The organism is Ruegeria sp. K5, assembly GCF_056531805.1.
The window spans coordinates 190,618-213,132 of the sequence record NZ_JBQFML010000001.1; the positions used below are offsets into that span (position 1 = coordinate 190,618).

Here is a 22,515-nt window from a genome sequence, read left to right on the forward strand (position 1 = left end):
GATCAGGCCTCCAGAATTTCGGATGCGCGCTGGATACCGGCGCGGATGCGTTGATAGGTGGCGCAGCGGCAGGCGTTGCCAGCCATGTAGTCGTCGATTTCTTCAACTGACGGCTTGGGGTTTTCAGACAGCAGCCCAACCGCAGACATCACCTGACCGGATTGGCAATACCCGCATTGAACGACATCAAGTTCAACCCAGGCCTGTTGAACAGCAGCGCCGATTTTGTCATCGCCAATGGCTTCGATTGTGGTGATCTCGGCACCTTCGACATCTTCGACATAGGTTTGGCAGGACCGAACGGGTTCACCATCCAGATGCACGGTGCACGCGCCGCACGAGGCGACACCGCAACCAAATTTGGTTCCTGTCAGCTTCAGCTCATCACGGATCACCCACAAAAGGGGCGTGCCGGGTTCGGCGTCGACCGTGTGGGTCTGGCCGTTCAGTTTCAAAGTAAGGGTCATAGGGGGACTCTCCTGTTGGCTAATTACCTGAGTCGGTAAACTAGCGCGTTTACAAGTGGCATAATTTTCGCGACCTGTAAACTGGTGAGTTTACGTAGGGTTTGACCCGCGCCGGTCAATGGGTCTATAGCTCGGGTATGAACGAATGCAGCGCCCCGAATGCGTCCAAATACGCACAGATCATCGATGCTGCCGTGGCCGAGTTTCTGGAAAAAGGGTTCGCCGCGGCCAGTATGGATCGCATTTCGGCCAAGGCCGAAGTGTCCAAGCGCACGCTGTATAAGTATTTCGAAAGCAAGGAGAACCTCTTCCGCTCCATCGTGGTGGAACTGTCAAACAGGTTCGCGGAAGTGGTCGAGATGAAGTACGAAAAGGGCCGCGATATACGCGCGCAACTGACCGAGCTTGCCTGGGCCGAAGGCCGCATTCTGATGCTGCCGGATGTGATTGCGATGTCGCGCATGGTGATAAGCGAAACCCTGCGCAACCCATCCCTTGCGGTCGAGGCGCAGGGCAAGCTGGATAAAACAGCCGTGTTCTCGGACATGCTGCGCAATGCGGCGGAAGACGGTCAGTTAAAAATCGACAACCCCGATCAGGCCGGGAAAGAGTTTATCGGCTTGATCAAGGCCCGCGCCTTTTGGCCGATGCTGTTCAGCGGTTCGGTCCTGAGCCAATCTGAAATGGCCGAAACGATCGAGAACAGCGTCGATATGATGATCAGCCGCTACGGCATCGAGACCTGACACACACCGTGAACGACGGGCGCGTCCACCATTTGTGCCGGCGATAGGCCTTGAGAATTTAGTCTAAAAACAATGGATTGACGACCGTCGCATGCGTCCGGCACCTGATGGTTTGGAAAATTTCCACCACCGGGTAAGATGAAATTGCATCTGCTCAAAGGAAATTTCTAGTGCCTTGGGGTGATTTGGTCGAACTTCTGGGGGGCTCAGCCATCATTCTGGCTGTACTTGCCGTGTTCTGGAAGGGTGACGACTGCATATCGAAAGAGTTCAGGGATGATCTGGCCGCCTGGCTGATATTGCTTAAGCCACCCCCCGGAAACAGCCCTGTCGTTCAATCCGTTCTTGCGATGTTCGAAAAGTTCTTTGGGGAACGGCACTTGAGCTGGAAATGCCTTAGCAGATCGTTTGTTCTTTCAGCCATTTTCTTTTTCTCGGTGGTCTTACTGATGCGACTTTTCCTTCCGGACAGTCGACAACCATTGGGCGACGAAGAAATAACTGCCTCAAACATATTCATGCTCCTATTGGCGGGATTGCTTTTCAACGGGATCGGAGACTATCCGGCGCTTTACGTCACCAGAAAGGTCTTGCAGCAAAGTTTAAAAAAGTCGATGTCGCTAAGCTGGGCAATTTTCTTCGATCTGGTGTTCACAGCCCTCATCATTTTTGTCATCATATTAGTAATCATATGGCTGTTCACTCAGGCCTTCGGCGCCACGTCGTCTGGTCTGCTAACAACCGCTTTTGTCTTTCTATATGGGTTTTTGGGCGCATTTGGCTTCGATGCTGACGGCATTGACAGCCCTTTGGGCTTTGCTGTTCTTTTTACAGCTTTCATCACCAGCTTTTGGCTCTGGGCCGCTGCGCTTGGAACGCTGCTGATCCGCTTGCTGGCCCGCTCTGGCCCGATCCTTTCCGCGCTGCAATATGCGCTGCCAATCGAAGAGAAGCCTATCCGGTCAATGGGAATCGTCGGCTTTCTGGTCTTTTTTACCTACCTGGTGATCACAATAGCTCTGTGATCAGTTTGAATAGCGGCAAGTTGGGTGCGCCGAATTGAAACCCATCCAACGCTATGGCTGAAAGATCTGGTTCGCGCACCGTTGAAGACCTGAAAGGTCGATAGTAATTCCAGACAAAGAAGTGCTAGACCGGGCCAGCCGGGTTTCGGCGGCAGGGGGATGCAACTTGTACCCGGACCAAGACGGAGATTTGCTGTGACTGGCAGAGCAAAAACAGCAGCGCGTTTAAGCGTGGCACCGATGATGGACTGGACGGACCGCCATTGCCGGTATCTGCACCGGCTCCTTAGCCGTGAAACGCTGCTGTATACCGAGATGGTGACAGCCCCGGCACTGGTGCGGGGTGGGGCGCTGCATCTTCTCGAATACAACCCTCAGGAACACCCGGTTGCCCTGCAACTTGGCGGCTCGGACCCGCAAGAGCTCGCGCAGGCGGCGCGGCTTGGGGCGGATGCGGGCTATGATGAGATCAACCTGAACTGCGGCTGCCCCTCGGATCGTGTGCAATCGGGAACCTTCGGGGCCGTGTTGATGCGAGAGCCCGCGCGCGTTGCCGACTGTGTCGCGGCGATGCGCGAGACTGTGGATGTTGACGTTACGGTCAAATGCCGGATCGGGGTGGATGATCAGGAGCCGCAGGAGGTCCTGCCCGAGTTTCTGACCCAAATCCGGGCCGCAGGCTGTGATCGGGTCACGATCCACGCGCGCAAGGCGTGGTTGCAGGGTCTCAGCCCTAAGGAAAACCGGGACATCCCGCCTCTTGACTATGATCTGGTGCATCGGATGAAGGGTGAATTTCCGGACATGCATGTCTCGATCAATGGGGGCATCACCTCATTGAACGAAGCGCGTGTGCATCTGGATGCCGGTTTGGATGGGGTCATGATCGGTCGGGCTGCCTATCATCAGCCCACGGATATTCTGGCCGAAGCGGATATTCAGATTTACCAGAGCGGAACCCCGTCAGACCCGATTGCAGTCGTTCAACAAATGGTGCCTTATGTCGAGCGCCACCTTGCCAATGGTGGGCGTTTGCACCAGATCACGCGACATATGCTTGGCCTGTTTGCCGGGCGTCCGGGGGCCAGAGCTTGGCGGCGGGCCTTGTCCGAAGGTGCGGTGCATGAAGGCGCCGGGCCCGAGGTGATGCTGCAAGCGCTGGACCGCGTCGCGCCCTTGGCCGAGGCCTGAACAAGTAACACCGGCCCGCGCCGGTATTTTGGGGGAAAGATGCCCGAGACGATGTTGCTGGCCCAAATGCTGGGTCTTTTGCTTGTGATCGGTGCGTTTGCCGGGGTGCTGGCAGGGCTGTTGGGGGTCGGGGGTGGCATTGTTCTGGTACCCGCGTTCTTCTACGCCTTTCAGACGCTTGGCTATGGCGGTCCGCAATTGATGCAGCTGTGTCTTGCCACCTCTCTGGCAACCATCATCGTGACGTCCATCCGTTCTGTTCTGGCCCATAACAAGAAGGGCGCGGTGGATTGGGACATCCTGCGCGGCTGGGGGCCGGGGATTGCCGTCGGTGCGATTGTCGGTGTTCTGGTGGCGTCGGCCCTGCGGACCGAGGCGCTGCAGGCCCTGTTTGGCATTCTGGGTATGGTGATCGGTGCCTATCTGGGCCTTGGCAAATCCGAATGGCGCTTGGGCGATGCGATGCCACAGGGCGTGAAACGCGCGGCGCTATCACCCTCGGTCGGGTTTCTGTCCGTGCTGATGGGCATCGGCGGTGGCAGCTTTGGTGTCCCGTTGATGAGCCTTTACAACACACCCATTCACCGCGCCGTCGCAACCGCGGCGGGGTTTGGCGTGATTATTGCCGTCCCATCGGTTCTGGGCTTCCTGTTCCTTGGCATCGCGGCCGAGCACCGACCGCCGCTGACGATCGGGGCTGTGAACCTTGTGGCCTTTGGAATTGTCGTGGCCATGACCATGATCACCGCGCCATGGGGGGTGAAGCTGGCCCACGCGATGGACCCGAAACCCCTGAAACGGGTCTTTGCGGTGTTCCTGACGCTGGTTGCGTTGAATATGCTGCGCAAGGCGCTGGGATGGTAGATGACTTCTGGTCCAAGGGCTGGGTGAAGTTCCCCTATGATCCCTTGCTGGCGGCATGGGTCGCTCATGCACTTCCGGTGGCCCGACAGTCCATAGACGACCCGGCCTATGCCGAATGGCTGGATTGCGAAGGAACGTGGTTTGTGGGCGTGGATGCCTTGGCCAATGATGCGCAGGGCAGGGTCGGGCAATCGGGTCCTCTGACCGGGGTTGCGATGTCATTCATTCAGGATCACTACGGAATCCTGCCGCTTCATAGGGGGCAGGTCTCGGTCATCCATCCGGGCTATCCGCGTCCCCGGCGTGGGGAGAGTGAGGCCGCCGCGCGCTATCGCCGAAACCGGGATGCTGCGCATGTGGATGGGTTGCGCCCGATGGGTCCGGACCGCCGCCGCCGGGTTGATGAACCTCACGCATGGATTTTGGGCATCCCGCTGACCGAAGCCAGCGAAGACGCCGCCCCTATGGTGCTGTGGGAAGGCAGCCATAAGCTGCTGGGCGACATGTTCCGGGACGCTTTGGCCGGGCATCCAAGGGACGGTCTGCACAATGTCGATATCACCGACGCCTATCAGGCCGCGCGGCGAGAGGTGTTCGAAACCTGTCCCCGGATCGCTTTACCCGCCAAACCGGGCGAGGCGTATCTGCTGCATCGCCATTGCCTGCACGGGGTTGCACCATGGGGCGACAGCGCCACCGCTGGCCCTGATGGTCGAATGATCGCCTATTTCCGCCCCGAGTTCACGGAGGGAGTGGCCGAATGGATCGAATCTCCGTAGTCTCCGCCCATTGATTTTTGGTGGAGAATTAGGGTCATGATTACAGTTCACAGAAATTCTGACGGCGCATTGATCGAAGTTGAACTGTCCGGTCAGGTCACCAGCACCGACTACTCTGAAACCCTTGTTCCCGCGATCGAGGCCGCATTGGCCGAACATGATACGGTCGGCCTGCTGGCCATCGTGCAGCCCGAATTCAAAGGGTATGACCTGGGGGCCGCGTGGTCGGACACCAAGCTGGGCCTGAGCCATTGGCGCGGCTTTGACCGGATTGGTGTGGTTGCCGATCAGGGGTGGGTTCAAACCAGTGTCCGGCTGGCCGCCCCGATCCTGCCATGTCCGCTGCATGTATTCGAATTGGCCGAACTAGAGGCGGCACGGCGCTGGATGCGGGAATCGCTGGGATCGATCCATGTCACCGATCTGGGTGGATCCTGCGTGCAATTGAGCCTTCTGGGAAAGCTGGACCCCGAGGAATATGCCAAGGCCGGGCGCGATCTGGACCTGCTTTTGCAGGATCGCGAGGGGTTCCGGCTGCTTATTGACCTGCGTGAATTTGACGGGTGGCAGGGGCTGTCGGCATTGGCTGCGCATTTTCGTCTGGCCAGCGGCCATATCCGGATGCTGGATCGCGCGGCGATTGTCGGAAACAAGGCATGGCAGAAGATGGCGCAACGCGTCGCCAGTCACGTCCTTGGCACGCGCACGCAATTCTTCCCCTCGGAAGAGATCGAAAACGCCAAATCCTGGCTGTCTGCGGGCTGATTTCTGACCACATTTGATTCGAAAGCGGGCCCAACACCCGCAAAATGGCCTTTTGGGCCCCAGATATCGTCATTTTGTGACGTAAGGGAATTTGTTGGAATTTGTGGGGTTTAGTGGTTTCAACCTCAAAAACGAGGAAAATCTGAGTGTTTTCCCCGTAAAAATGAAGTTTGCATTGATTAGCTCAGCCTCGTTGCCGCGGGTTGCCACTCACATTCAGCTACGTTCTTGAGCCGACCCTCGGAGCTCGGACGCGACCCGCGGCGACATCGATTATTTAATTCACTACAGGATGCTCGAAATGACGTTCAGGACTGTCTTAAATAAATTCTTTTCCGGAAACGGAGTTGTGCTGCCTTTGCCGGGTGATTTGGCCCGTGACGATCAACAAGGCCCGATCTCCGACCAGCCTCGGACAAGCCAGTCCGAGATCATCAATCTGTTTGCAGAAGAATTGCGCGGTCGGGAACCGATTCACAGCGCGACCGATGACAAGGACGAGGACCGGCGCGTCAAAACGAACTAGGGGTTCAGGAACCGTTCAACCGGGCCGCCCGACCGCCGCGACGTTTTGCCAGGCGCGGCTTGCGGGCGGGCAGGTCTTCCATGATCTCGGCGCGTTCGCTGCTGTCCATCTTGGACCACCGGGTGATCTCGTCGATGGTGCGGTGGCAGCCGGTGCAGATCCGCTCGGTCGGGTGTACGACACAGATCTGGACACACGGGCTTTCAACCTCGTTCCGTTTCCAAACCATATTTGTCATCAGCGGTCTCCGACCAGTTAGAGAAAGCGCAGCCTGTCCAGCGCTCCCTGCAGGATATAACCGGCTGCGACGTGGTCGATAACCTGTCCGCGACGTTTTCGTGTCGTATCCGCCTCGAGCAGTGCCTTTTCTGCCGCAACCGTGCTGAGCCGTTCGTCCCAGAACCCGATGGACATGTCGGTCAGGCGCGACAGATTGCGGGCAAAGGCGCGGGTGGATTGGCACCTTGGCCCCTCAGTCCCGTCCATGTTTTTCGGCAGGCCCAGAATGACGCCGCCAATCTCGCGATCTGCGATGATCTCAAGCAAACGGGCGGAATCCAGTGTGAACTTTTTGCGCCGCACGGTTTCCAGCGGGCTGGCTACGCCGCGCATCCGGTCCGAGACCGCGACGCCGATGGTCTTTTCCCCAAGGTCCAGCCCCATCAGCGCGGTCATCGGGGGCAGGGCGGCCGCGAAATCTTCGAACGCGTCGTGGATCATTGCGCGATACCGGCTTGCAGGGCGGCCGCGTCCAGCATCTGCAACGCATCCGCGTTATCGGCAAACACCACTTTCGCTTCCTTGTGGATATCTATGGCCCGCTGGCCTTGGCCCAGAACCCCAAGTGCTGCAATCAGACGGGCCCATTCCTCGGGCGAGCCGCCTTCGGTCGCCAACCGGTCTGAAAGCTGGTCGACCATGCCCTGAATCATCTCCTGCCGTTCTTCCGGCGTCAGCTCGGCTGCGGCGGCCATATCCTCTTGGCTGGGTCCGGGGGCCGGTGCAATGTCCGGCGCGTTGAAAACACCTGCTCGGAAGGCAAGCTCATCCAGTTGAACCCTGATCGCCTCGGCCCAGGGCGCGCCCTGGGGGGCGTCGCGCAGGGTTTCGATCCACATTCGATAAGCGATGTCCGGGCGTCCGACCTGCGCCAACATCTGGCCCAGATAGTACCGGGCCGGCCCGTGCCGTGGATCGCGATCCAGCGCTTGCGACAGTGCCTGCTCGGCCTCGGGCGAGACATATCCGTTGGCCGCCAGAATCATCATCTCGGCGAAATCCGCATAGGCATCGGCGGTTGCGGTGTCTCCGGACAGCTCGATCACCCGCTGCTGCGCCTGGTATCCAGCCTTGAAGTTGCCAGCGTTGGTTTCGTGCTGAGCCAACAGCATATGCCCCTGCAGATCTTCGGGCCGTGCTTCAACTGTTTCGCGCAACTGGTTGAGAAGGTTGGCGTAACTTTCATCCAACTCGCGCGGTGGCGGTGGTGTCGCCAACTCCTCGGCAGCGGCTTGCGGTGGGCGGTTTGCACGCACCTCCTCGGCCAGTTCGATGCGGTCGGTCAGGGGCATATCTGGCAGACCAACCGCGCCGATCCGCTGATACATCCACAACCCGCCGCCCGCCAGAACCACGGTCAGACACGCAATTGTGATCGCGGATACAACGCCCGACGGTCCGGCACCTGCGACCTCTTTGGCCATCTGCGCATCTGCTGCCAGAATGCGACGCGAGATTTCGGTGCGGACCCGTTCGGCATCCGCTTCACCAATGACACCGCGCGCCAGATCGCGGTCAACGCTGGCCAGTTGTTCCCGATAGACCCGCAAATCATAGGCCGCCGCAGGCTCGGCGCCGCGACGGCCACGCAGCAGGCTGTAGCTCAGGAACGCCGCGATCAACAGCGCAATGATCAGTAGCAGAACCCAGAACGTCATGGTCCCTCCGAAATAGCTGCTTTGACTTAGACCTGTCAGACGCCCGACAAAAGGGACAAATGGCCGCGAAAGGGCGACATGTCGCAATAGTGCTATATTGTGGCGTTGCCCGGCAGGGGTAGAGTCGGCCAACACGGCATATCTTCGCACAATCACCGAACCGGATGGATTCGCTTATGAAACACTATTCAGCCTTTGCTGTGGCGCGCGAAGCGTTGCGCTATCACACAGGATGGGAACGCGCTTGGCGGTCCCCCCAGCCCAAGAAACGCTATGACGTGATCATCGTCGGTGCGGGGGGGCATGGTCTGGCGACGGCCTATTACCTTGGCAAGAACTACGGCATCCAGAACGTCGCCGTGATCGAAAAGGGCTGGCTGGGTGGTGGCAACACCGGTCGGAATACGACCATCATCCGGTCGAACTATCTGCAGGACCCATCGGCCGCGATCTACGAAAAGGCGCGCAGCCTCTATGAAGACCTGAGCCAGGACCTGAACTACAACGTCATGTTCAGCCCGCGCGGCGTGATGATGCTGGCCCAGACTCAGCACGAAATTCGCGGCTATCAGCGCACCGCCCACGCAAACGCGCTGCAAGGCGTCAAGACCGAGTGGATCGGCCCCGAGCGCGTCAAAGAACTGGTCCCGATCATCAATATCGACGGTCCGCGCTATCCGGTACTGGGGGCGCTGTGGCAGGAACGCGGCGGCACCGCGCGCCATGATGCGGTGGCCTGGGGCTATGCCCGCGCCTGTTCGGCGATGGGGATGGACATCATCCAGCAATGCGAAGTCAAAGGCGTTCGGTCCGAAAATGGTCGCGTTGTCGGCGTCGACACCACCAAAGGCTCGATCGACTGTGACAAGCTGGGGATCGTAGTGGCAGGCCATTCCGGTCAACTGGCCGAGATGGCGGGCTTCCGTCTGCCTTTGGAGGCGATTGCCCTGCAGGCGCTGGTGTCAGAGCCGATCAAACCCTGCATGGATGTGGTCGTGATGGCCAACACCGTGCACGGTTATATGTCGCAGTCCGACAAGGGCGAGATGGTGATTGGCGGTGGCACCGACGGGTTCAACAACTACACCCAGCGCGGCAGCTTCCACCACATCGAGGAAACGGTACGGGCACTGGTCGAGACCTTCCCGATGATCTCGCGCCTGAAGATGCTGCGCCAATGGGGCGGGATCGTGGATATGACCGGGGATCGCTCGCCCATCCTGTCGTCAACACCTCTGGGCAATTGCTTCATCAACTGCGGATGGGGCACCGGCGGCTTCAAGGCCATTCCGGGCTCGGGCTGGGGCATGGCACAGCTGATGGCCACGGGGCATTCGCCACTGACCGAGGCATTCTCGCTGGACCGCTTCAAAGAGGGCCGCTTCATCGACGAAAGCGTCGCCGCCGGGGTGGCGCACTAAGGGGCTGCCCGAAGGTGCCAAAGAACAGAATTCTGATCGGCCCGCGCGCCGACTGACCGCCAAAAGGATGACCACATGCTGATCCTGAATTGCCCCTATTGTGGCGTTGACGCCGAAGAAACCGAACTGGCCGCCGGTGGCGAGGCGCATCTGAAGCGCTATGGCCCGGGCTCGTCGGATGACGAGTTCCACGACTACCTGTTCATGCGTGAAAACCCCAAGGGCGTTCACCTCGAACGCTGGCGCCACGCCAATGGCTGCGGCAAGTGGTTCCACGCCGCGCGCTGCACCCAAACGCTCGAGGTGTTCGGCACCTACACCGCCCAGACCTCTGAGCCGCCGCAAGAGATCAAGGACGCCATCGCCGCCAAACGGCCCGGCTGGACGTGGAGAGAGTTCTCCTGATGCTTCATCTTTTCCAAAATACTCCCGCCGGAGGCCCTGACGCCTCCACCTGCGAAAGGTCCGCACAATGAGCACCCGTCTCGCAAAACAAGGCCGTCTGATTGATCGGTCGAAAAAGGTTACCTTCACCTTCAACGGCACCTCGATGCAGGGGTATGAGGGCGACACGCTTGCCTCTGCCCTGCTGGCCAATGATCAGATGATGATGGGCCGGTCGTTCAAATACCACCGCCCGCGCGGCGTGGTCGCCAGCGGCGCGGAAGAGCCGAACGCGCTGGTCGGACTGGGGCAGGGTAATCGGTTCGAGCCGAACCAGCGCGCCACCACGACCGAGCTGTTCAACGGGCTGACCGCAGCGTCGCAGAACCATTGGCCGAATCTGGAATTCGACGTGGGCGCGATCAACACCCACCTGTCGCGGTTCCTGCCCGCCGGTTTCTACTACAAGATGTTCATCCATCCGAAACCGTTCTGGAAGCATGTGTATGAACCGTTCATCCGTCGGTCCGCCGGTCTGGGCAAAGCCCCCGACAAGGACAGCCGCGATGCGGACACTTATGAGCACTTCTATGCCTTCACCGATGTCCTGGTGATCGGCGGCGGTGTTGCGGGTCTTCAGGCCGCCAAGGCGGCGGCGCAGTCCGGTGCAAAGGTCATGCTGATCGAGCAGACCGCGCATTGGGGCGGTCGCGCTCCGGTTGACGGCGGGTTGGTAGACGGTGAGCCTGTGGATAAGTTCGTGGAGCAATTGGTTTCCGAACTCAAAACAATGGACAACGTCACCATGCGGTCTCGCTGCATGGGTGCGGGGGTCTATGACCACGGTTACGTGCTGGGATACGAGCGTCTGACCGACCACAACCCGGGCGCGCAAGGCCCACGTCATCGTCTGTGGCGTATCCGCGCCAAACAGGTTGTGACGGCGACCGGAGCCATCGAGCGTCCGCTGTCCTTTGCGGGCAACGATGTGCCGGGCGTGATGCTGGCCTCGGCCATGCGCGACTACGTCGTGAACTGGGGCGTGACCCCGGGCGAGAAGGTGATCGTCGCCACCAACAACGATGACGCCTATCGCACGGCTATTACCCTGAAACAGGCCGGAGTGGATGTGATCCGCGTGGTCGACGCCCGCGCCACCGCCGGGCCGCTTGCGGAAGAGGCGCGCCAGCTTGGCATCCGCGTCGACCCTGGCAAGGCCATCGCCAAGGTCAAGGGCGGAAAGCGCGTCAAGAAAGTTGCCATCTGCAATCAAGAGGGCGTCGGCGGCGCGCGGGAAGAGGTCGAATGCGACGCGGTTGCCATGTCGGGTGGCTGGTCTCCGGTTGTGCATATGTGGTCGCATTGCGGCGGCAAGTTGGTGTGGAACGAAAAATACGCGATGTTCCAACCTGATTTAGAGCGCCCACCATTGGGAGCAGATGGCAATGGTTTTGTCGTCCCGGCAGGCGTAGCCGCTGGCTCGCAAACAGATACTGACTTCGAAGGCCTTTCGCTTTTTGAAACGCTTCGGACCGCCACTGAAGCGGGGCTGAAGGTGGTCAAAGCGCTTGGTCTGAAAAAACCAAAAGTGTCGGTTCCCGAAGTCAGTGAAGATGACGAAGCACCTATGGAACCCGTGTGGCTGATGCCTGCAAATGCGGAAATCCAGTTGCGCGCCAAGTCGTGGCTGGATTTTCAGAACGACGTCAAAGTCTCGGACGTTCAGCTGGCCGCGCGCGAAGGCTATGAAAGTGTTGAACATACCAAGCGCTACACCACGCTGGGCATGGCGACCGATCAGGGTAAGCTGAGCAACATCAACGGCTTGGCGATCCTTGCTGATGCGCTGGAATCAGAGATTCCGAAGGTCGGCACCACCACCTTCCGCCCGCCCTACACGCCGATCTCTCTGGCGTCGATTGGCGGTGAAGCGCGTGGAGAGGTGTTCCAGCCGATCCGTCAGACGCCGATGCACAACTGGCATGACAAGAACGGCGCTGATTGGGAGCCGGTCGGCCAGTGGCGCCGGACCTACGCCTATGTGCGTCCCGGCGAATCCGTGCATGACGCGGTGAATCGTGAGGTGAAGAACACCCGCGACAACCTTGGCCTGCTGGACGCCTCGACGCTTGGTAAGCTGATCGCCAAAGGCCCGGATGCGGGCAAATTCCTGGACATGATGTATACCAACATGATGTCCACGCTGAAGATCGGCAAATGTCGCTATGGCCTGATGTGTTCGGAAAACGGGTTCCTGATCGATGACGGCGTTGTCGCCCGCATCGATGAGGATACATGGCTGTGCCACACCACCACCGGCGGGGCCGAACGCATCCATGGCCATATGGAAGAGTGGTTGCAGACCGAATGGTGGGACTGGAAAGTCTATGTCGCCAACGTGACCGAGCAATACGCGCAGGTCGCCGTGGTCGGCCCCAACGCCCGCAAGGTGCTTGAGAAACTGGGCGGGATGGATGTGTCGAAAGAGGCGCTGCCTTTCATGGAATGGCGCGATGGCAAGATCGGTGACTTCGATTGCCGCGCCTACCGCATCTCGTTCTCGGGTGAGCTGTCCTATGAGATCGCGGTGCCCGCGTCACAGGGTCAGGCGTTCTGGGACGCACTGATGGAGGCAGGCAAAGAATTCGGCGTCATGCCTTACGGCACCGAATGTCTGCACATCCTGCGGGCCGAAAAGGGCTTTATCATGATCGGGGACGAGACCGACGGCACCGTGATCCCGCAGGATCTGGGGCTGCATTGGGCGCTGTCCAAGAAGAAAGAGGACTACCTCGGCAAACGCGCCCATTCGCGGACCCATATGGCCGATCCCGAGCGCTGGAAACTGGTCGGCTTGGAGACTGTGGATGGTTCCGTTCTGCCGGACGGCGCTTACGCAGTCGGCGAGGGCGTCAACGCCAACGGTCAACGCAATATGATCGGGCGCGTGACCTCGACCTATTACTCGGCCAATCTGGGCAAAGGCATCGCCATGGGCCTGATCAAGCACGGCCCTGACCGGATGGGCGAGATTGTCGAGTTCCCGGGCACGGATGACAAAATCTACAAAGCCAAGATCGTGGACCCGATCTTCTTCGACAAGGACGGGGAGAAGCAGAATGTCTGAACCCATCAGCGCACTGAACCACGCCAGCTATGACGGCATCGCCAGGGTCGAGGAAACCGGCCTGCAGGGCATGATCACCCTGCGCGGCGACCTGTCCGACAAGGTGCTGGCCAAGGCCGTCAAGGATGCCACCGGGCAGAAAATGCCCGGCCAGCGTGAGGCTCTGGTCGATGGCGACACCGGCGTCTGCTGGATGTCCACCGACGAGTTGCTGGTGCTGGTGCCAGATGCCGAGGTCGAGGCCAAACTGGCGGCGATGACCAATGCGCTTGGCGGCACGCATGCCCTGGCGGTCAACGTCTCGGACGCGCGGGCGGTGTTCCGCATTTCGGGCGCGTCCGCGCGCGAGGTTCTGGGCAAACTGTCCCCGGTCGATCTGTCACCCGAGGCCTTCCAGCCCGGCCAAATCCGCCGCTCGCGTCTGGCGCAGGTGGCCGGGGCGTTCTGGATGGACGACGCCGAAACGTTCCGTGTGGTTTGTTTCCGCTCGGCTGCCGACTATGCGTTCAACCTGCTGAAGGTTGCGGCGCAGCCGGGCAGTGAAGTGGGCGTTTATTGACCCGCCCACACACCTAAGGGATCATTCGATGGCCACCTCGTTTCAGACAGGTGGCCATTTTCCTTTTTAAGACTTTTTTCGTGATTGAAGTGTCAAGTTGCGCGACAGATGCGCGCGCGAGTTAGGATTGGTAAGTTCCCCTGTTGCGGGTGGAAAGGGGCTGCTTTATCGATATGAAAAAGACTTAAACTAAAGACATTTGGATGAACATTTTTAGACTAATCGCCATCGGTTTAATCGCCGTTTCAACTATACCTGATGCAGCGCGATCCGAAACCTATTCAGAGTCGTTCGAGTGTGTTTTTAAAAAAGGTCTGGCAAACCGGCCTACGCCCGCGCGCGTCATATTCTCGGTTGACAAGTATGGGCGCTCGGCCCTGTTGCACGAAGTTGAATTGCAGGGGATCGACACACCCAAAATCGCGGCTTCAATCAATAGAAACAGCTTTCGTTTGCTCTCCATCAGTTGGTCTGGTGAGGCGTATACGTTTTCGCGCACCGGTCGACGTACAAGGGCAGGTGATCCCCGGCGAATGGTTCTTGATTTGGGGCGTCTGGATTTTTCGATCTTCTTGAACCGTAAAACGATGCGGGCAATTGCTAGCTCAAAATCAAACGTACAAGCGTCCCATGATGGCAACGCCAATGGGACCTGCGTTGAAATTCAAACGCCAAAATAACGATATGTTGGAGCAAACTATGAAACTACAAGCAATTGCATTGGCAGTCGGACTTGCGATCGTCCCGACTGTTTCAGTTTCTCAGACCTTTAAAGAGACGTATGAATGCAACTTTAGCCGTGGCATTGCCAACAAGCCGACGCCAGAGTTCTTGATCTTTTCAGTGGATGAGTACGGGCGCTCGGCGTTCATCCATGAGGCGCGGACGCCGAATATCGATACGCAACCCGGGCCCGCCAGGGTAAAGCGCGATAGTATTCGAAACCTGTCAATCGCATGGGTCGGACAAGACTATGTCTACTCGGATTCAGGCAGAAGCTATGCGTCGAACGAGTCGCGAATTGATGCCATTGACCTGCTTAATCAGGAGTTTGCGGTCTTTGTGGACCGCCGAACGCTAAAAGCAACGGCGCGGTCATCCTCATACAGCGCATATCTGCCGAGAGACGGTTTCGCGCGAGGCAAATGTGCAAAAATCCCAACGCCGTCAAACTGATACTGATAAGGTGCTGAACATGAAAATAAGACTTCTTGCCATCGGTCTGTGTTTTTTCGCCTCGGCGGCACAAGCTGAGGTGGTAAACTATGACTGTGAACTTCACAGTATTGAAGCGCAGGGATGGATTCCCTCGCGCGTTTGGCTGAGTGTCGACGCCGAAAACAAGCGGGCCCGCGTTTATGATGGCGCGATCCGTGAAGACAACAGATTGAACGGCCAGAACGACGAGAAGCCCAAGGACGCGAAGTTCAAGGTGAATCGACGCGGTGAATATCAGTTGAGTTGGCGAATTTCCCTGGTGGCCAGTGCTGGCGGTCAATTGCGCGTGTCTTACACTGGGATGCTGAACCCGCAAACCAATGAGTTTGAGATGATCGCGCGGTTCCCGCAGGCCAATGTCAGCAATCGGCCCAGCGGTGTCGGGCGCTGCAAAGCGGTCAATACGCCCGCCCTCTACTGATCGGGCGGTTAATTTGGGAAGGGCATTCAGAATGTGCTTCCCAGCCCGCACGGATAGCGCGTTCTGACTGCGTCATGACGTGAGCAAATACGTCTGGAACCTAGCTAAGGCGTCTTCATCGGTCATCGGGTGACCGGACGGTGACGCCGGACCTTCACGCTGGCATGTATGGTAGAAGGACAAAAGTTCAGCCAGGTTGCCCATCTTCTCAGCCCTGTCTTCATCGCCAAGCAAAGGCGCGTGTGTTGACAACAGCAAAGCCGGGCGTTGCCGTTTGAGCCATGAGATCAGCGCGGGCAGGACAAAGAACTCAGCCCCTTCGATATCCATCTTGACCAACGAAACGCCGGACAGGTCATTGGCCGCCTCGAACTGTTCCCACGCAATCGTCAGGGCATCCGTTCCATGCGCGCCGTCATGCAGCAGGGAACTGGTCGAATCCCCCGGCTCTCCGCGGACCGAGGCCATACGGGCCACGCCGAACTGATCCGACAGGGCGACCCCGAAGGCTGAAACATTGTGGATGTCGTTCAGGTCCAGATTCCACGCCAAATGCCGGAACGCGGTCGGGTCGGGTTCGAAACACCACACATGTCGCGCTTTGCGGGCACCGTACAGCACGGTGGGGCCGATCCACGCCCCGATATCCAGATAGTCACGATCAGGCGACAGGTATTGGTCCAGAACCGCAAAGGTTTCGGGCTCCCAGTCGCCCGCAGAGGCTTTGCGCCAGAATTTCGAATGATAGGGGTCCAGGCGGAACGGCTCGCCGTTCAGGGTGCCCGCATAGTATCCGCGGGCGCGGTAGAACATCTTGCGCGCCTGTGTCAGCATCGCGGACCTCCGGGTTTTCTTGTCTCGGCTCTTGACCTGCGGCTGCTGCCAAAGCATTTAACCTTGGGAACCGCAACTTACATTTTAACAGGGGGCCGACATGGCTTTTGAACTTCCTGATCTTCCTTATGCACATGACGCGCTGGCAGCCAAGGGTATGTCCGCGGAAACACTGGAATATCACCACGACCTGCACCACAAGGCCTATGTCGACAATGGCAACAAGCTGATCGCCGGGACCGAGTGGGACGGCAAGTCGCTGGAAGAGATCATCGTTGGCACCTACGACGCAAACGCCGTGGCGCAGAACGGTATCTTCAACAACATCAGCCAGCTGTGGAACCACAACCAGTTCTGGGAGATGATGGGCCCCGGCGGCAATGCCATGCCCGGTGAGCTGGAGAAGGCTCTGACCGAAAGCTTCGGCTCGGTTGACCAGTTCAAGTCGCAATTCAGCGCCGCAGGTGCCGGCCAGTTCGGCTCGGGCTGGGCGTGGCTGGTCAAGAACGCGGACGGCTCGCTGGCCGTGACCAAGACTGAAAACGGCGTGAATCCGCTGTGCTTTGGTCAGACCGCGCTGCTGGGATGTGATGTGTGGGAGCACAGCTACTACATCGATTTCCGCAACAAGCGCCCGGCTTACCTGTCGAACTTCCTCGACAATCTGGTAAACTGGGAAAACGTTGCATCGCGGATGTAAACCTTGACCCGACGAGGGTTCATAAAGGGCCTGCTGGCGGTGACGCTGGCAGGCCTTTTTGCTGCGTTTTACGGGTTTTTCATCGAACCGGCGCTGCGCTTGCGTGTGCGTCGGTGGCGGGTGAAGCGCTCGGATTGGCCGCAGGATCGCCCAGTCAAGGTCGCGGTCCTGACCGACCTTCATATGGCAGAGCCGACGACGCCGCTGTCTCGGCTAGAGAAGATCGTGGCGCGCACAAATGCGCTGGGTGCCGATCTGATCGTGGTTTTGGGCGATCTGACGGCCGGGCATAGCTATGTGACCAAGGATGTTCCGGTGCGTGAGACGGCCACGGTTTTGGGGGCATTGTCGGCTCCGCTAGGTGTTTACGCGATATTGGGCAATCACGATTGGTGGCAGGACAAAGCCGCGCAAGACCGGGGGCGCGGGCCGGTCGAAACCGCTGTCGAGCTAGAGCGCAACGGTATTCCGGTGTTGGAAAACAAGGCGGTAGCCTTGCCAAACGGTGTCTGGTTGGCGGGCCTTGGGGATCAGATCGCCATTCGCCATAGCCGAGGTGTTTATACCGGGGTGGATGATCTGCCCGGAACGCTAGAGCAGATCCCGCCGGACGCCCCGGCAATTCTGTTGGCACATGAGCCCGACATTTTTCCCAAGGTGCCAAGCCGTGTTGCATTGACGTTGTGCGGTCACACTCATGGAGGGCAGGTGCGGCTGTTCGGGTGGTCTCCGGTCGTGCCATCGCGGTTTGGCAATCGCTATGCGTATGGCCATGTGCACGAAGATGGGCGCGATCTGGTTGTGTCGGGTGGCATTGGCTGTTCCATGTTGCCGGTGCGCTTTGGCGTAACGCCCGAGATCACCGTGATCGAGCTGTCGGCCTGATCAGAAAAATCCCGCCGATGAACAAAGTTTCATCCTGAGACGGGATTGTACCCCACCTGCCAATGCTTACCTAAGGTGAGCGGAAGGAGAAGCCCGCCAACAACAAAACGGACGGCAACCGCCACACCTACGAGGCTGTGGGCAGACGCTATGACTGACGGATGAGGGATGCCACCTGACATCGCTACGGGAGAACACGATGGTCGCACTTGCACAAGGAACCTGGGTTATTATTGCAGACGGGGAAAAGGCGCTGTTCATGGAGAACATCACCGATGCCGAAGACCCCAATCTGGTTGTTGTTTCGGTCGAAGAACCAGATACGCTGCCTGCAAAGCCTTCAGATCGTGCAGGGCGTCGAAATGACGGTGGTCCCAATCAGAAATCGGCGATGGAGGAGGTGTCCTGGAAAACCCATGCCAAGTCCCTTTTCGTGCAGGATCTGGCAAACCTGCTGAACCGCAAGGGGTTGAAGGGCGCGTATAAACGTCTGGTTCTGGTCGCCAGCCCCCATGTGCTGGGGCTGTTGCGGCGGCGTTTGCACAGCGACGTGCTGGCCAAGGTCGTGGCCGAGGTCGATAAGACGCTGACCAACCATCCGCTGCACAAGGTCGAGCGGGTTTTGCGGCAACGCCTGAAGCCCGCGCCGCGGCTGGCGTAAGGGCGCCAAGGGCGGCAACAGCCGCCCACACTAAGCCAGTTTGTCGCGCAAAGCGTCCATGGCGGCCCCGGCGCTGTCGGCCCATGTGATGAAATCGGCCAGCGATGCGTCGGCAAAGCCCTGACCCATGACCTGATCCAGCAGCGTATGCAGGGCATCCCAATAGCCATCGACATTCACCACCACGATGGGCTTGTCATGCAGACCCAACTGCCGCCATGTCAGCGCCTCGAACAGCTCATCCAATGACCCGGGGCCACCGGGCAGAACAACGACTGCGTCGGCATTCATGATCATGACTTTCTTGCGCTCGTGCATCGTTTCGGTGATCACGAAATGGGTCAGGTCGGTTTTGCCAACCTCGCGCTGCACCAGATGTACCGGGATGACGCCAAAGGTCTCGCCGCCTGCGTCCTGTGCGGCGCGGGCGACTTCGCCCATCAGGCCAACATCTCCGGCACCGTAAACAAGCCGCCAGCCTTCCTTTGCCAGCAAGGTGCCAAACGTTCGGGCCGTATCGGAATAGGCCGGTTTTGCGCCATTGCGTGACCCGCAATACACACAGACAGATTTCTGGGACATCGAATGGGGGCTCCGGGGTTGTGTCAGGGGTTTTGACCCGTGATAGCGGGATTGATAAATTGGCTCAACTGTCCGCCGGAACGCATTAGGAATGAATGCCTTCGCGCTGCGGAGCGAAAGGAAAAGAATGGACGCCAAGTCGGGAAACGGAAGCTCGGGGAACTTCGTGTGGGGGGTGGTTGCCGGTATCATCGCAATTCTGGGGGCCGGCGGGCTGTATCTGTCCGGGGTCTTCACCTCGGCCCCGGCACCGGAAGACGTCCCTCAGGAACAAACGGCTGCGGTGCCGGCGGACGAGACCGAGCAACAGACTGAAGAAGCAGAGCCTGAGCAAGCAGCCGAAGCCCCCGCGCAGGATACCGCCGAGATTGCGTCGGATGAGGCCGAAGCCGCCACGGAAGAGCCCGCCGAACAGCCCGCGCCCGAGGTTGCCGATACCGCGACCGACGAGCCAACCCAAGCAGAGCCCGAGGCGGAAACCACCGAAGAGGTGGCCGAGGCCCCCGCAATCGCCGCTCCTGTCCTAGATCAGATTTTCGTTGAAAAAGACGGCAATGCGCTTCTGTCCGGCGAGGCCGCGCCCGGCAGCGAGATTCAGGTGCTGCTGGACGGAGAACCGCTTCACAGCTTCACCGTGGACAGCAGCGGGCAGTTTGCCGAGTTCGTGTCGATCCCGTTCAGCGATGATGCGCAAGGGCTGGTGCTGCAAACCTCGGACGGCCAGCAAACTGCGCAGTCGGATGACTACCTGATTGCGGCGCTGCCGAAACCGGTTGAAGGCGAACAGGTGGCCAGCGCCGATCCGGTGCCAGAGCCGGAGGAAGCGCCAGCGGCACCAACCGAAGCGGACAGCAGCGATGCCCCGGCGCAACCGGAACAGCCTGCTGAAGACACGCAGGTTGCCGAAGCCGCCCCGGTCGAGGATGAAGCCGACGATCAACAGATTGCCGTTCTACGCTCGGGCGAAGAGGGGGTTGAGTTGGTTCAGTCACCATCCGCATCTGCCAGCGAACCGCAACAGGTCGAGTTGGATACGATTGGCTATTCCGACACCGGTGAGGTCGAACTGACAGGCCGCGTCAGCGAAGGCTCTGCCGTTCGCCTTTACCTGAACAACCGTCTGGTTGCGGACCTGACACCTGCCGATGATGGCAATTGGCGGGGTGAGTTGGAGGGTATCGATCCGGGCGTCTACACCTTGCGGGTGGATGAGGTTGCCACCGATGGCACCGTCATCAGCCGGGTGGAAACGCCCTTCAAACGCGAGCCGGTGGAAGTTCTGCAAGCAGCCGAGGCGACGGCTTCGGAAGAGGTTGCGGAACAGGCGGCCCCGATCCGCTCGGTCACTGTGCAAAAGGGCGACACGCTATGGGCCATTTCGCGCGAGCGTTTTGGTGATGGCATTCTGTATGTCCGGTTGTTTGATGCCAACCGCGACCTGATCCGGGACCCGGACCTGATCTATCCGGGGCAGGTCTTCACGATCCCTGAATAAAGAAACCTCTGGCCCTTTTGGGGCCAGAGTATATCTCTGACCGCAGACAAGGTACGTGATGAGACGGACGGTCCCAATGACATCTGAGGAATTGGCCGAAATCGACGAGCGAAAGTCGGGCTGGCGCACGATCCGCAAGGTCACGCCTTACCTGTGGCCGGATGATGAGCCCTGGGTGAAGCGCCGGGTCGTCATTGCGATGTCGATGCTGGTGCTGGCCAAGCTGATCGCGGTCTATACACCGATCCTGTATAAAGGGGCCGTTGATGCGTTGGCGGGGGAAGGGGTTCCGCCCGTTGCGCTGGGCGCGGTCGGGTTGACCGTCGCTTATGGCGTTGCCCGCATGATGACAGTTGGGTTTCAGCAATTGCGCGATGCGTCCTTTGCCCCGGTGGGTCAACGCGCCCTGCGTGCCCTTGCGCTTGAGACCTTCGGGCATATCCACCAGTTATCGATGCGCTACCACGTCACCCGCCGCACCGGCGGCCTGAGCCGCATCATCGAGCGTGGGGTCAAAGGCGTCGATTTTCTTCTGCGGTTCCTGCTGTTCTCGATCGGGCCCCTGATCCTGGAACTGCTCTTGATCGCCGTCATCCTGATGTGGCTGTTCGACATTTGGTATCTGGTGGTCGTGGCGGTCACCATCGCGCTTTATATCTGCTTTACTTTCGTCGTCACCGAATGGCGCGTAAAGCTGCGGCGCGAGATGAATGATCAGGACACCGAAGCCAACCAACGCGCCATCGACAGCCTTCTGAACTTTGAAACCGTCAAATATTTCAACGCGGAAACGCGCGAGACCGAACGCTACGACGTATCGATGAAGGCCTATGCCGGGGCGGCGTTGAAGACGGCCTATTCACTGGCCTTTCTGAATTTCGGCCAGTCCTTTCTGATCACCTGTGGTCTGATCGGGGTTATGGTTCTGGCGGCCGTCGGGGTGCAGAACGGGTCGCTGACCGTAGGCGATTTCGTGATGGTGAACGCCTACATGATCCAGATTACCGTGCCGCTGAACTTTTTGGGCACTGTCTATCGTGAAATCCGGCAGGCTCTGGTCGATATGGGGCAGATGTTCGACTTGTTGGAACAACCCGCCGAGGTCAAAGACAAGCCCGATGCGCCCAAGCTGAACGTCAACGGCGGTGAGGTGACGTTACAGGACGTCCGTTTTGGCTATGACCCGGATCGTGAAATCCTAAAAGGCGTGTCTCTGACCGTTCCGGCAGGGAAGACGGTGGCAATCGTTGGGGCGACCGGGTCCGGGAAATCCACCATCGGACGCCTGCTGTTCCGTTTCTATGACGTCACCGGAGGGGCTCTGAAAATCGACGGGCAGGATGTGCGGGACGTGACCCAAACCAGCTTGCACGGCTCCATCGGCGTTGTGCCGCAGGACACGGTTCTGTTTAACGACACCATCCGCTACAACATCGCCTATGGCCGGGATGGCGCGACGCAGGAAGATGTCGAAGCGGTCGCACGGGCGGCACAGATTCACGACTTCATTGCCTCCTTGCCCGAAGGCTATGACACCAAAGTGGGCGAGCGGGGGCTGAAACTGTCCGGCGGAGAAAAGCAGCGCGTTGGGATCGCCCGCACGCTACTGAAGAACCCGCCGATCCTGTTGCTGGATGAGGCGACCTCGGCCCTTGATACGGATACCGAGCAGGACATCAAGGATGCACTGGCCCGCGCGGGTGAAGGGCGCACGGTGATCACCATTGCCCACCGGCTGAGCACAATAGCCGAGGCCGACCGCATCGTCGTACTGGAGGCCGGTGAGATCATCGAGCAGGGCACCCATGACGAATTGCTGGCCCGCGAGGGGCGCTATGCGCAACTGTGGAGCCGCCAGCAATCCGACAGTCAGGCCGCCTGAGGCTTTCGCTCAAATCGGTTGAGCTTTGAATTGACCTTTCTCCCCT

The 22,515-nt window shown here is 59.3% G+C and carries 25 protein-coding genes; 19 read left to right on the top strand and 6 right to left on the bottom strand.

Annotated features, from left to right (window positions below; translation table 11 throughout):
* Window positions 1-2: 2 nt before the first annotated feature.
* Window positions 3-467 carry a (2Fe-2S)-binding protein gene (locus tag ACR0MO_RS00990; protein WP_170449709.1) on the bottom strand — a complete coding sequence of 155 codons (465 nt, stop codon included), beginning with the start codon at window positions 465-467 and terminating at the stop codon, window positions 3-5.
* Between the two features lie 101 nt (window positions 468-568).
* On the opposite strand from ACR0MO_RS00990, the gene ACR0MO_RS00995 reads away from it, so the two are divergent.
* The 7 genes from ACR0MO_RS00995 (at window position 569) to ACR0MO_RS01025 (ending at window position 6,363) form a co-directional block, all read left to right on the top strand.
* Window positions 569-1,213 carry a TetR/AcrR family transcriptional regulator gene (locus ACR0MO_RS00995; protein WP_480872321.1) on the top strand — a complete coding sequence of 215 codons (645 nt, stop codon included), beginning with the start codon at window positions 569-571 and terminating at the stop codon, window positions 1,211-1,213.
* Between the two features lie 170 nt (window positions 1,214-1,383).
* Entirely contained in the window at window positions 1,384-2,238 is an 855-nt protein-coding gene (locus ACR0MO_RS01000; RefSeq protein ID WP_480889317.1) for a hypothetical protein, read from the top strand.
* 159 nt (window positions 2,239-2,397) lie between these two features.
* Window positions 2,398-3,429 carry a tRNA dihydrouridine(20/20a) synthase DusA gene (dusA, locus tag ACR0MO_RS01005; protein ID WP_170449718.1) on the top strand — a complete coding sequence of 344 codons (1,032 nt, stop codon included), beginning with the start codon at window positions 2,398-2,400 and terminating at the stop codon, window positions 3,427-3,429.
* A 39-nt stretch (window positions 3,430-3,468) separates the two neighbouring features.
* Window positions 3,469-4,293 carry a sulfite exporter TauE/SafE family protein gene (locus ACR0MO_RS01010; protein ID WP_480889320.1) on the top strand — a complete coding sequence of 275 codons (825 nt, stop codon included), beginning with the start codon at window positions 3,469-3,471 and terminating at the stop codon, window positions 4,291-4,293.
* Window positions 4,287-5,072 (top strand): hypothetical protein, encoded by a 786-nt coding sequence (locus ACR0MO_RS01015; protein ID WP_480889325.1) that lies wholly within the window; start codon window positions 4,287-4,289, stop codon window positions 5,070-5,072. Before ACR0MO_RS01010 ends, ACR0MO_RS01015 begins: the two co-directional genes overlap by 7 nt.
* A 36-nt stretch (window positions 5,073-5,108) precedes the next feature.
* The gene (locus ACR0MO_RS01020) at window positions 5,109-5,837 is read left to right on the top strand and encodes a SpoIIAA family protein (protein ID WP_480889329.1); all 729 of its coding nucleotides are present in this window, start codon (window positions 5,109-5,111) and stop codon (window positions 5,835-5,837) included.
* Between the two features lie 349 nt (window positions 5,838-6,186).
* A complete protein-coding gene (locus tag ACR0MO_RS01025) occupies window positions 6,187-6,363 on the top strand; it encodes a hypothetical protein (RefSeq protein WP_480889331.1) in 177 nt (58 codons plus the stop codon).
* 4 nt (window positions 6,364-6,367) lie between these two features.
* Here ACR0MO_RS01025 and ACR0MO_RS01030 read toward each other — a convergent pair whose 3' ends face one another.
* From ACR0MO_RS01030 to ccmI, 3 genes are read right to left on the bottom strand one after another with little or no spacing between them, the layout of a single operon-like run.
* On the bottom strand, window positions 6,368-6,601 hold the full coding sequence (locus ACR0MO_RS01030; protein WP_480889334.1) for a DUF1289 domain-containing protein: 234 nt from the start codon (window positions 6,599-6,601) through the stop codon (window positions 6,368-6,370).
* A gap of 17 nt (window positions 6,602-6,618) precedes the next feature.
* Window positions 6,619-7,083 (bottom strand): Holliday junction resolvase RuvX, encoded by a 465-nt coding sequence (ruvX, locus tag ACR0MO_RS01035; protein WP_480889336.1) that lies wholly within the window; start codon window positions 7,081-7,083, stop codon window positions 6,619-6,621.
* A complete protein-coding gene (ccmI, locus tag ACR0MO_RS01040; RefSeq protein ID WP_170449738.1) occupies window positions 7,080-8,300 on the bottom strand; it encodes a c-type cytochrome biogenesis protein CcmI in 1,221 nt (406 codons plus the stop codon). The genes ruvX and ccmI overlap by 4 nt, the downstream gene beginning before the upstream one ends.
* Before the next feature lie 176 nt (window positions 8,301-8,476).
* On the opposite strand from ccmI, the gene ACR0MO_RS01045 reads away from it, so the two are divergent.
* The 7 genes from ACR0MO_RS01045 (at window position 8,477) to ACR0MO_RS01075 (ending at window position 15,430) form a co-directional block, all read left to right on the top strand.
* Entirely contained in the window at window positions 8,477-9,721 is a 1,245-nt protein-coding gene (locus ACR0MO_RS01045; RefSeq protein WP_170449741.1) for a sarcosine oxidase subunit beta family protein, read from the top strand.
* A 75-nt stretch (window positions 9,722-9,796) separates the two neighbouring features.
* On the top strand, window positions 9,797-10,126 hold the full coding sequence (locus ACR0MO_RS01050; RefSeq protein WP_170449744.1) for a sarcosine oxidase subunit delta: 330 nt from the start codon (window positions 9,797-9,799) through the stop codon (window positions 10,124-10,126).
* Window positions 10,127-10,193: 67 nt separating this feature from the next.
* Window positions 10,194-13,232, top strand: coding sequence for a sarcosine oxidase subunit alpha family protein (locus tag ACR0MO_RS01055; RefSeq protein WP_480889339.1), 3,039 nt, complete (start codon window positions 10,194-10,196; stop codon window positions 13,230-13,232).
* Window positions 13,225-13,791 carry a sarcosine oxidase subunit gamma gene (locus tag ACR0MO_RS01060; protein WP_480889341.1) on the top strand — a complete coding sequence of 189 codons (567 nt, stop codon included), beginning with the start codon at window positions 13,225-13,227 and terminating at the stop codon, window positions 13,789-13,791. Before ACR0MO_RS01055 ends, ACR0MO_RS01060 begins: the two co-directional genes overlap by 8 nt.
* A 203-nt stretch (window positions 13,792-13,994) precedes the next feature.
* Window positions 13,995-14,471: a hypothetical protein gene (locus ACR0MO_RS01065; RefSeq protein WP_170449753.1), complete on the top strand. Its 477-nt coding sequence runs from the start codon at window positions 13,995-13,997 to the stop codon at window positions 14,469-14,471.
* A 19-nt stretch (window positions 14,472-14,490) separates the two neighbouring features.
* Complete coding sequence (locus ACR0MO_RS01070) at window positions 14,491-14,967, top strand: hypothetical protein (RefSeq protein ID WP_170449755.1); 477 nt, start codon at window positions 14,491-14,493, stop codon at window positions 14,965-14,967.
* Window positions 14,939-15,430, top strand: coding sequence for a hypothetical protein (locus ACR0MO_RS01075; RefSeq protein WP_170449757.1), 492 nt, complete (start codon window positions 14,939-14,941; stop codon window positions 15,428-15,430). The genes ACR0MO_RS01070 and ACR0MO_RS01075 overlap by 29 nt, the downstream gene beginning before the upstream one ends.
* 72 nt (window positions 15,431-15,502) lie before the next feature.
* Here ACR0MO_RS01075 and ACR0MO_RS01080 read toward each other — a convergent pair whose 3' ends face one another.
* Complete coding sequence (locus ACR0MO_RS01080; protein ID WP_170449759.1) at window positions 15,503-16,264, bottom strand: FkbM family methyltransferase; 762 nt, start codon at window positions 16,262-16,264, stop codon at window positions 15,503-15,505.
* Window positions 16,265-16,364: 100 nt separating this feature from the next.
* Here ACR0MO_RS01080 and ACR0MO_RS01085 point away from each other — a divergent pair, with 100 nt between their 5' ends.
* The 3 genes from ACR0MO_RS01085 to ACR0MO_RS01095 all read left to right on the top strand — a co-directional run bounded on the left by ACR0MO_RS01085 (window position 16,365) and on the right by ACR0MO_RS01095 (window position 18,510).
* The gene (locus ACR0MO_RS01085; protein ID WP_170449761.1) at window positions 16,365-16,964 is read left to right on the top strand and encodes a superoxide dismutase; all 600 of its coding nucleotides are present in this window, start codon (window positions 16,365-16,367) and stop codon (window positions 16,962-16,964) included.
* A 3-nt stretch (window positions 16,965-16,967) separates the two neighbouring features.
* A complete protein-coding gene (locus tag ACR0MO_RS01090) occupies window positions 16,968-17,849 on the top strand; it encodes a metallophosphoesterase (protein WP_480626184.1) in 882 nt (293 codons plus the stop codon).
* A gap of 199 nt (window positions 17,850-18,048) precedes the next feature.
* The gene (locus tag ACR0MO_RS01095) at window positions 18,049-18,510 is read left to right on the top strand and encodes a host attachment family protein (protein WP_480626183.1); all 462 of its coding nucleotides are present in this window, start codon (window positions 18,049-18,051) and stop codon (window positions 18,508-18,510) included.
* Window positions 18,511-18,540: 30 nt separating this feature from the next.
* Here the strand turns inward: ACR0MO_RS01095 and ACR0MO_RS01100 are convergent, their stop codons facing one another.
* Window positions 18,541-19,092, bottom strand: coding sequence for an LOG family protein (locus tag ACR0MO_RS01100; protein ID WP_480626182.1), 552 nt, complete (start codon window positions 19,090-19,092; stop codon window positions 18,541-18,543).
* 127 nt (window positions 19,093-19,219) lie between these two features.
* On the opposite strand from ACR0MO_RS01100, the gene ACR0MO_RS01105 reads away from it, so the two are divergent.
* Window positions 19,220-20,587 carry a LysM peptidoglycan-binding domain-containing protein gene (locus ACR0MO_RS01105; protein WP_480626181.1) on the top strand — a complete coding sequence of 456 codons (1,368 nt, stop codon included), beginning with the start codon at window positions 19,220-19,222 and terminating at the stop codon, window positions 20,585-20,587.
* A 76-nt stretch (window positions 20,588-20,663) separates the two neighbouring features.
* A complete protein-coding gene (locus ACR0MO_RS01110; protein WP_480889344.1) occupies window positions 20,664-22,469 on the top strand; it encodes an ABCB family ABC transporter ATP-binding protein/permease in 1,806 nt (601 codons plus the stop codon).
* Window positions 22,470-22,515: the final 46 nt, after the last annotated feature.

What these genes read in the sequence shown, in the direction of transcription:
- ACR0MO_RS00990 (WP_170449709.1), bottom strand. Translation starts at nt 467, where the DNA reads ATGACCCTTACTTTGAAACTGAACGGCCAGACCCACACGGTCGACGCC.
- dusA (WP_170449718.1), top strand. Translation starts at nt 2,398, where the DNA reads ATGCAACTTGTACCCGGACCAAGACGGAGATTTGCTGTGACTGGCAGA.
- ACR0MO_RS01010 (WP_480889320.1), top strand. Translation starts at nt 3,469, where the DNA reads ATGCCCGAGACGATGTTGCTGGCCCAAATGCTGGGTCTTTTGCTTGTG.
- ACR0MO_RS01015 (WP_480889325.1), top strand. Translation starts at nt 4,287, where the DNA reads ATGGTAGATGACTTCTGGTCCAAGGGCTGGGTGAAGTTCCCCTATGAT.
- ACR0MO_RS01020 (WP_480889329.1), top strand. Translation starts at nt 5,109, where the DNA reads ATGATTACAGTTCACAGAAATTCTGACGGCGCATTGATCGAAGTTGAA.
- ACR0MO_RS01030 (WP_480889334.1), bottom strand. Translation starts at nt 6,601, where the DNA reads ATGACAAATATGGTTTGGAAACGGAACGAGGTTGAAAGCCCGTGTGTC.
- ruvX (WP_480889336.1), bottom strand. Translation starts at nt 7,083, where the DNA reads ATGATCCACGACGCGTTCGAAGATTTCGCGGCCGCCCTGCCCCCGATG.
- ccmI (WP_170449738.1), bottom strand. Translation starts at nt 8,300, where the DNA reads ATGACGTTCTGGGTTCTGCTACTGATCATTGCGCTGTTGATCGCGGCG.
- ACR0MO_RS01045 (WP_170449741.1), top strand. Translation starts at nt 8,477, where the DNA reads ATGAAACACTATTCAGCCTTTGCTGTGGCGCGCGAAGCGTTGCGCTAT.
- ACR0MO_RS01050 (WP_170449744.1), top strand. Translation starts at nt 9,797, where the DNA reads ATGCTGATCCTGAATTGCCCCTATTGTGGCGTTGACGCCGAAGAAACC.
- ACR0MO_RS01055 (WP_480889339.1), top strand. Translation starts at nt 10,194, where the DNA reads ATGAGCACCCGTCTCGCAAAACAAGGCCGTCTGATTGATCGGTCGAAA.
- ACR0MO_RS01060 (WP_480889341.1), top strand. Translation starts at nt 13,225, where the DNA reads ATGTCTGAACCCATCAGCGCACTGAACCACGCCAGCTATGACGGCATC.
- ACR0MO_RS01065 (WP_170449753.1), top strand. Translation starts at nt 13,995, where the DNA reads ATGAACATTTTTAGACTAATCGCCATCGGTTTAATCGCCGTTTCAACT.
- ACR0MO_RS01070 (WP_170449755.1), top strand. Translation starts at nt 14,491, where the DNA reads ATGAAACTACAAGCAATTGCATTGGCAGTCGGACTTGCGATCGTCCCG.
- ACR0MO_RS01080 (WP_170449759.1), bottom strand. Translation starts at nt 16,264, where the DNA reads ATGCTGACACAGGCGCGCAAGATGTTCTACCGCGCCCGCGGATACTAT.
- ACR0MO_RS01085 (WP_170449761.1), top strand. Translation starts at nt 16,365, where the DNA reads ATGGCTTTTGAACTTCCTGATCTTCCTTATGCACATGACGCGCTGGCA.
- ACR0MO_RS01095 (WP_480626183.1), top strand. Translation starts at nt 18,049, where the DNA reads ATGGTCGCACTTGCACAAGGAACCTGGGTTATTATTGCAGACGGGGAA.
- ACR0MO_RS01100 (WP_480626182.1), bottom strand. Translation starts at nt 19,092, where the DNA reads ATGTCCCAGAAATCTGTCTGTGTGTATTGCGGGTCACGCAATGGCGCA.
- ACR0MO_RS01105 (WP_480626181.1), top strand. Translation starts at nt 19,220, where the DNA reads ATGGACGCCAAGTCGGGAAACGGAAGCTCGGGGAACTTCGTGTGGGGG.
- ACR0MO_RS01110 (WP_480889344.1), top strand. Translation starts at nt 20,664, where the DNA reads ATGACATCTGAGGAATTGGCCGAAATCGACGAGCGAAAGTCGGGCTGG.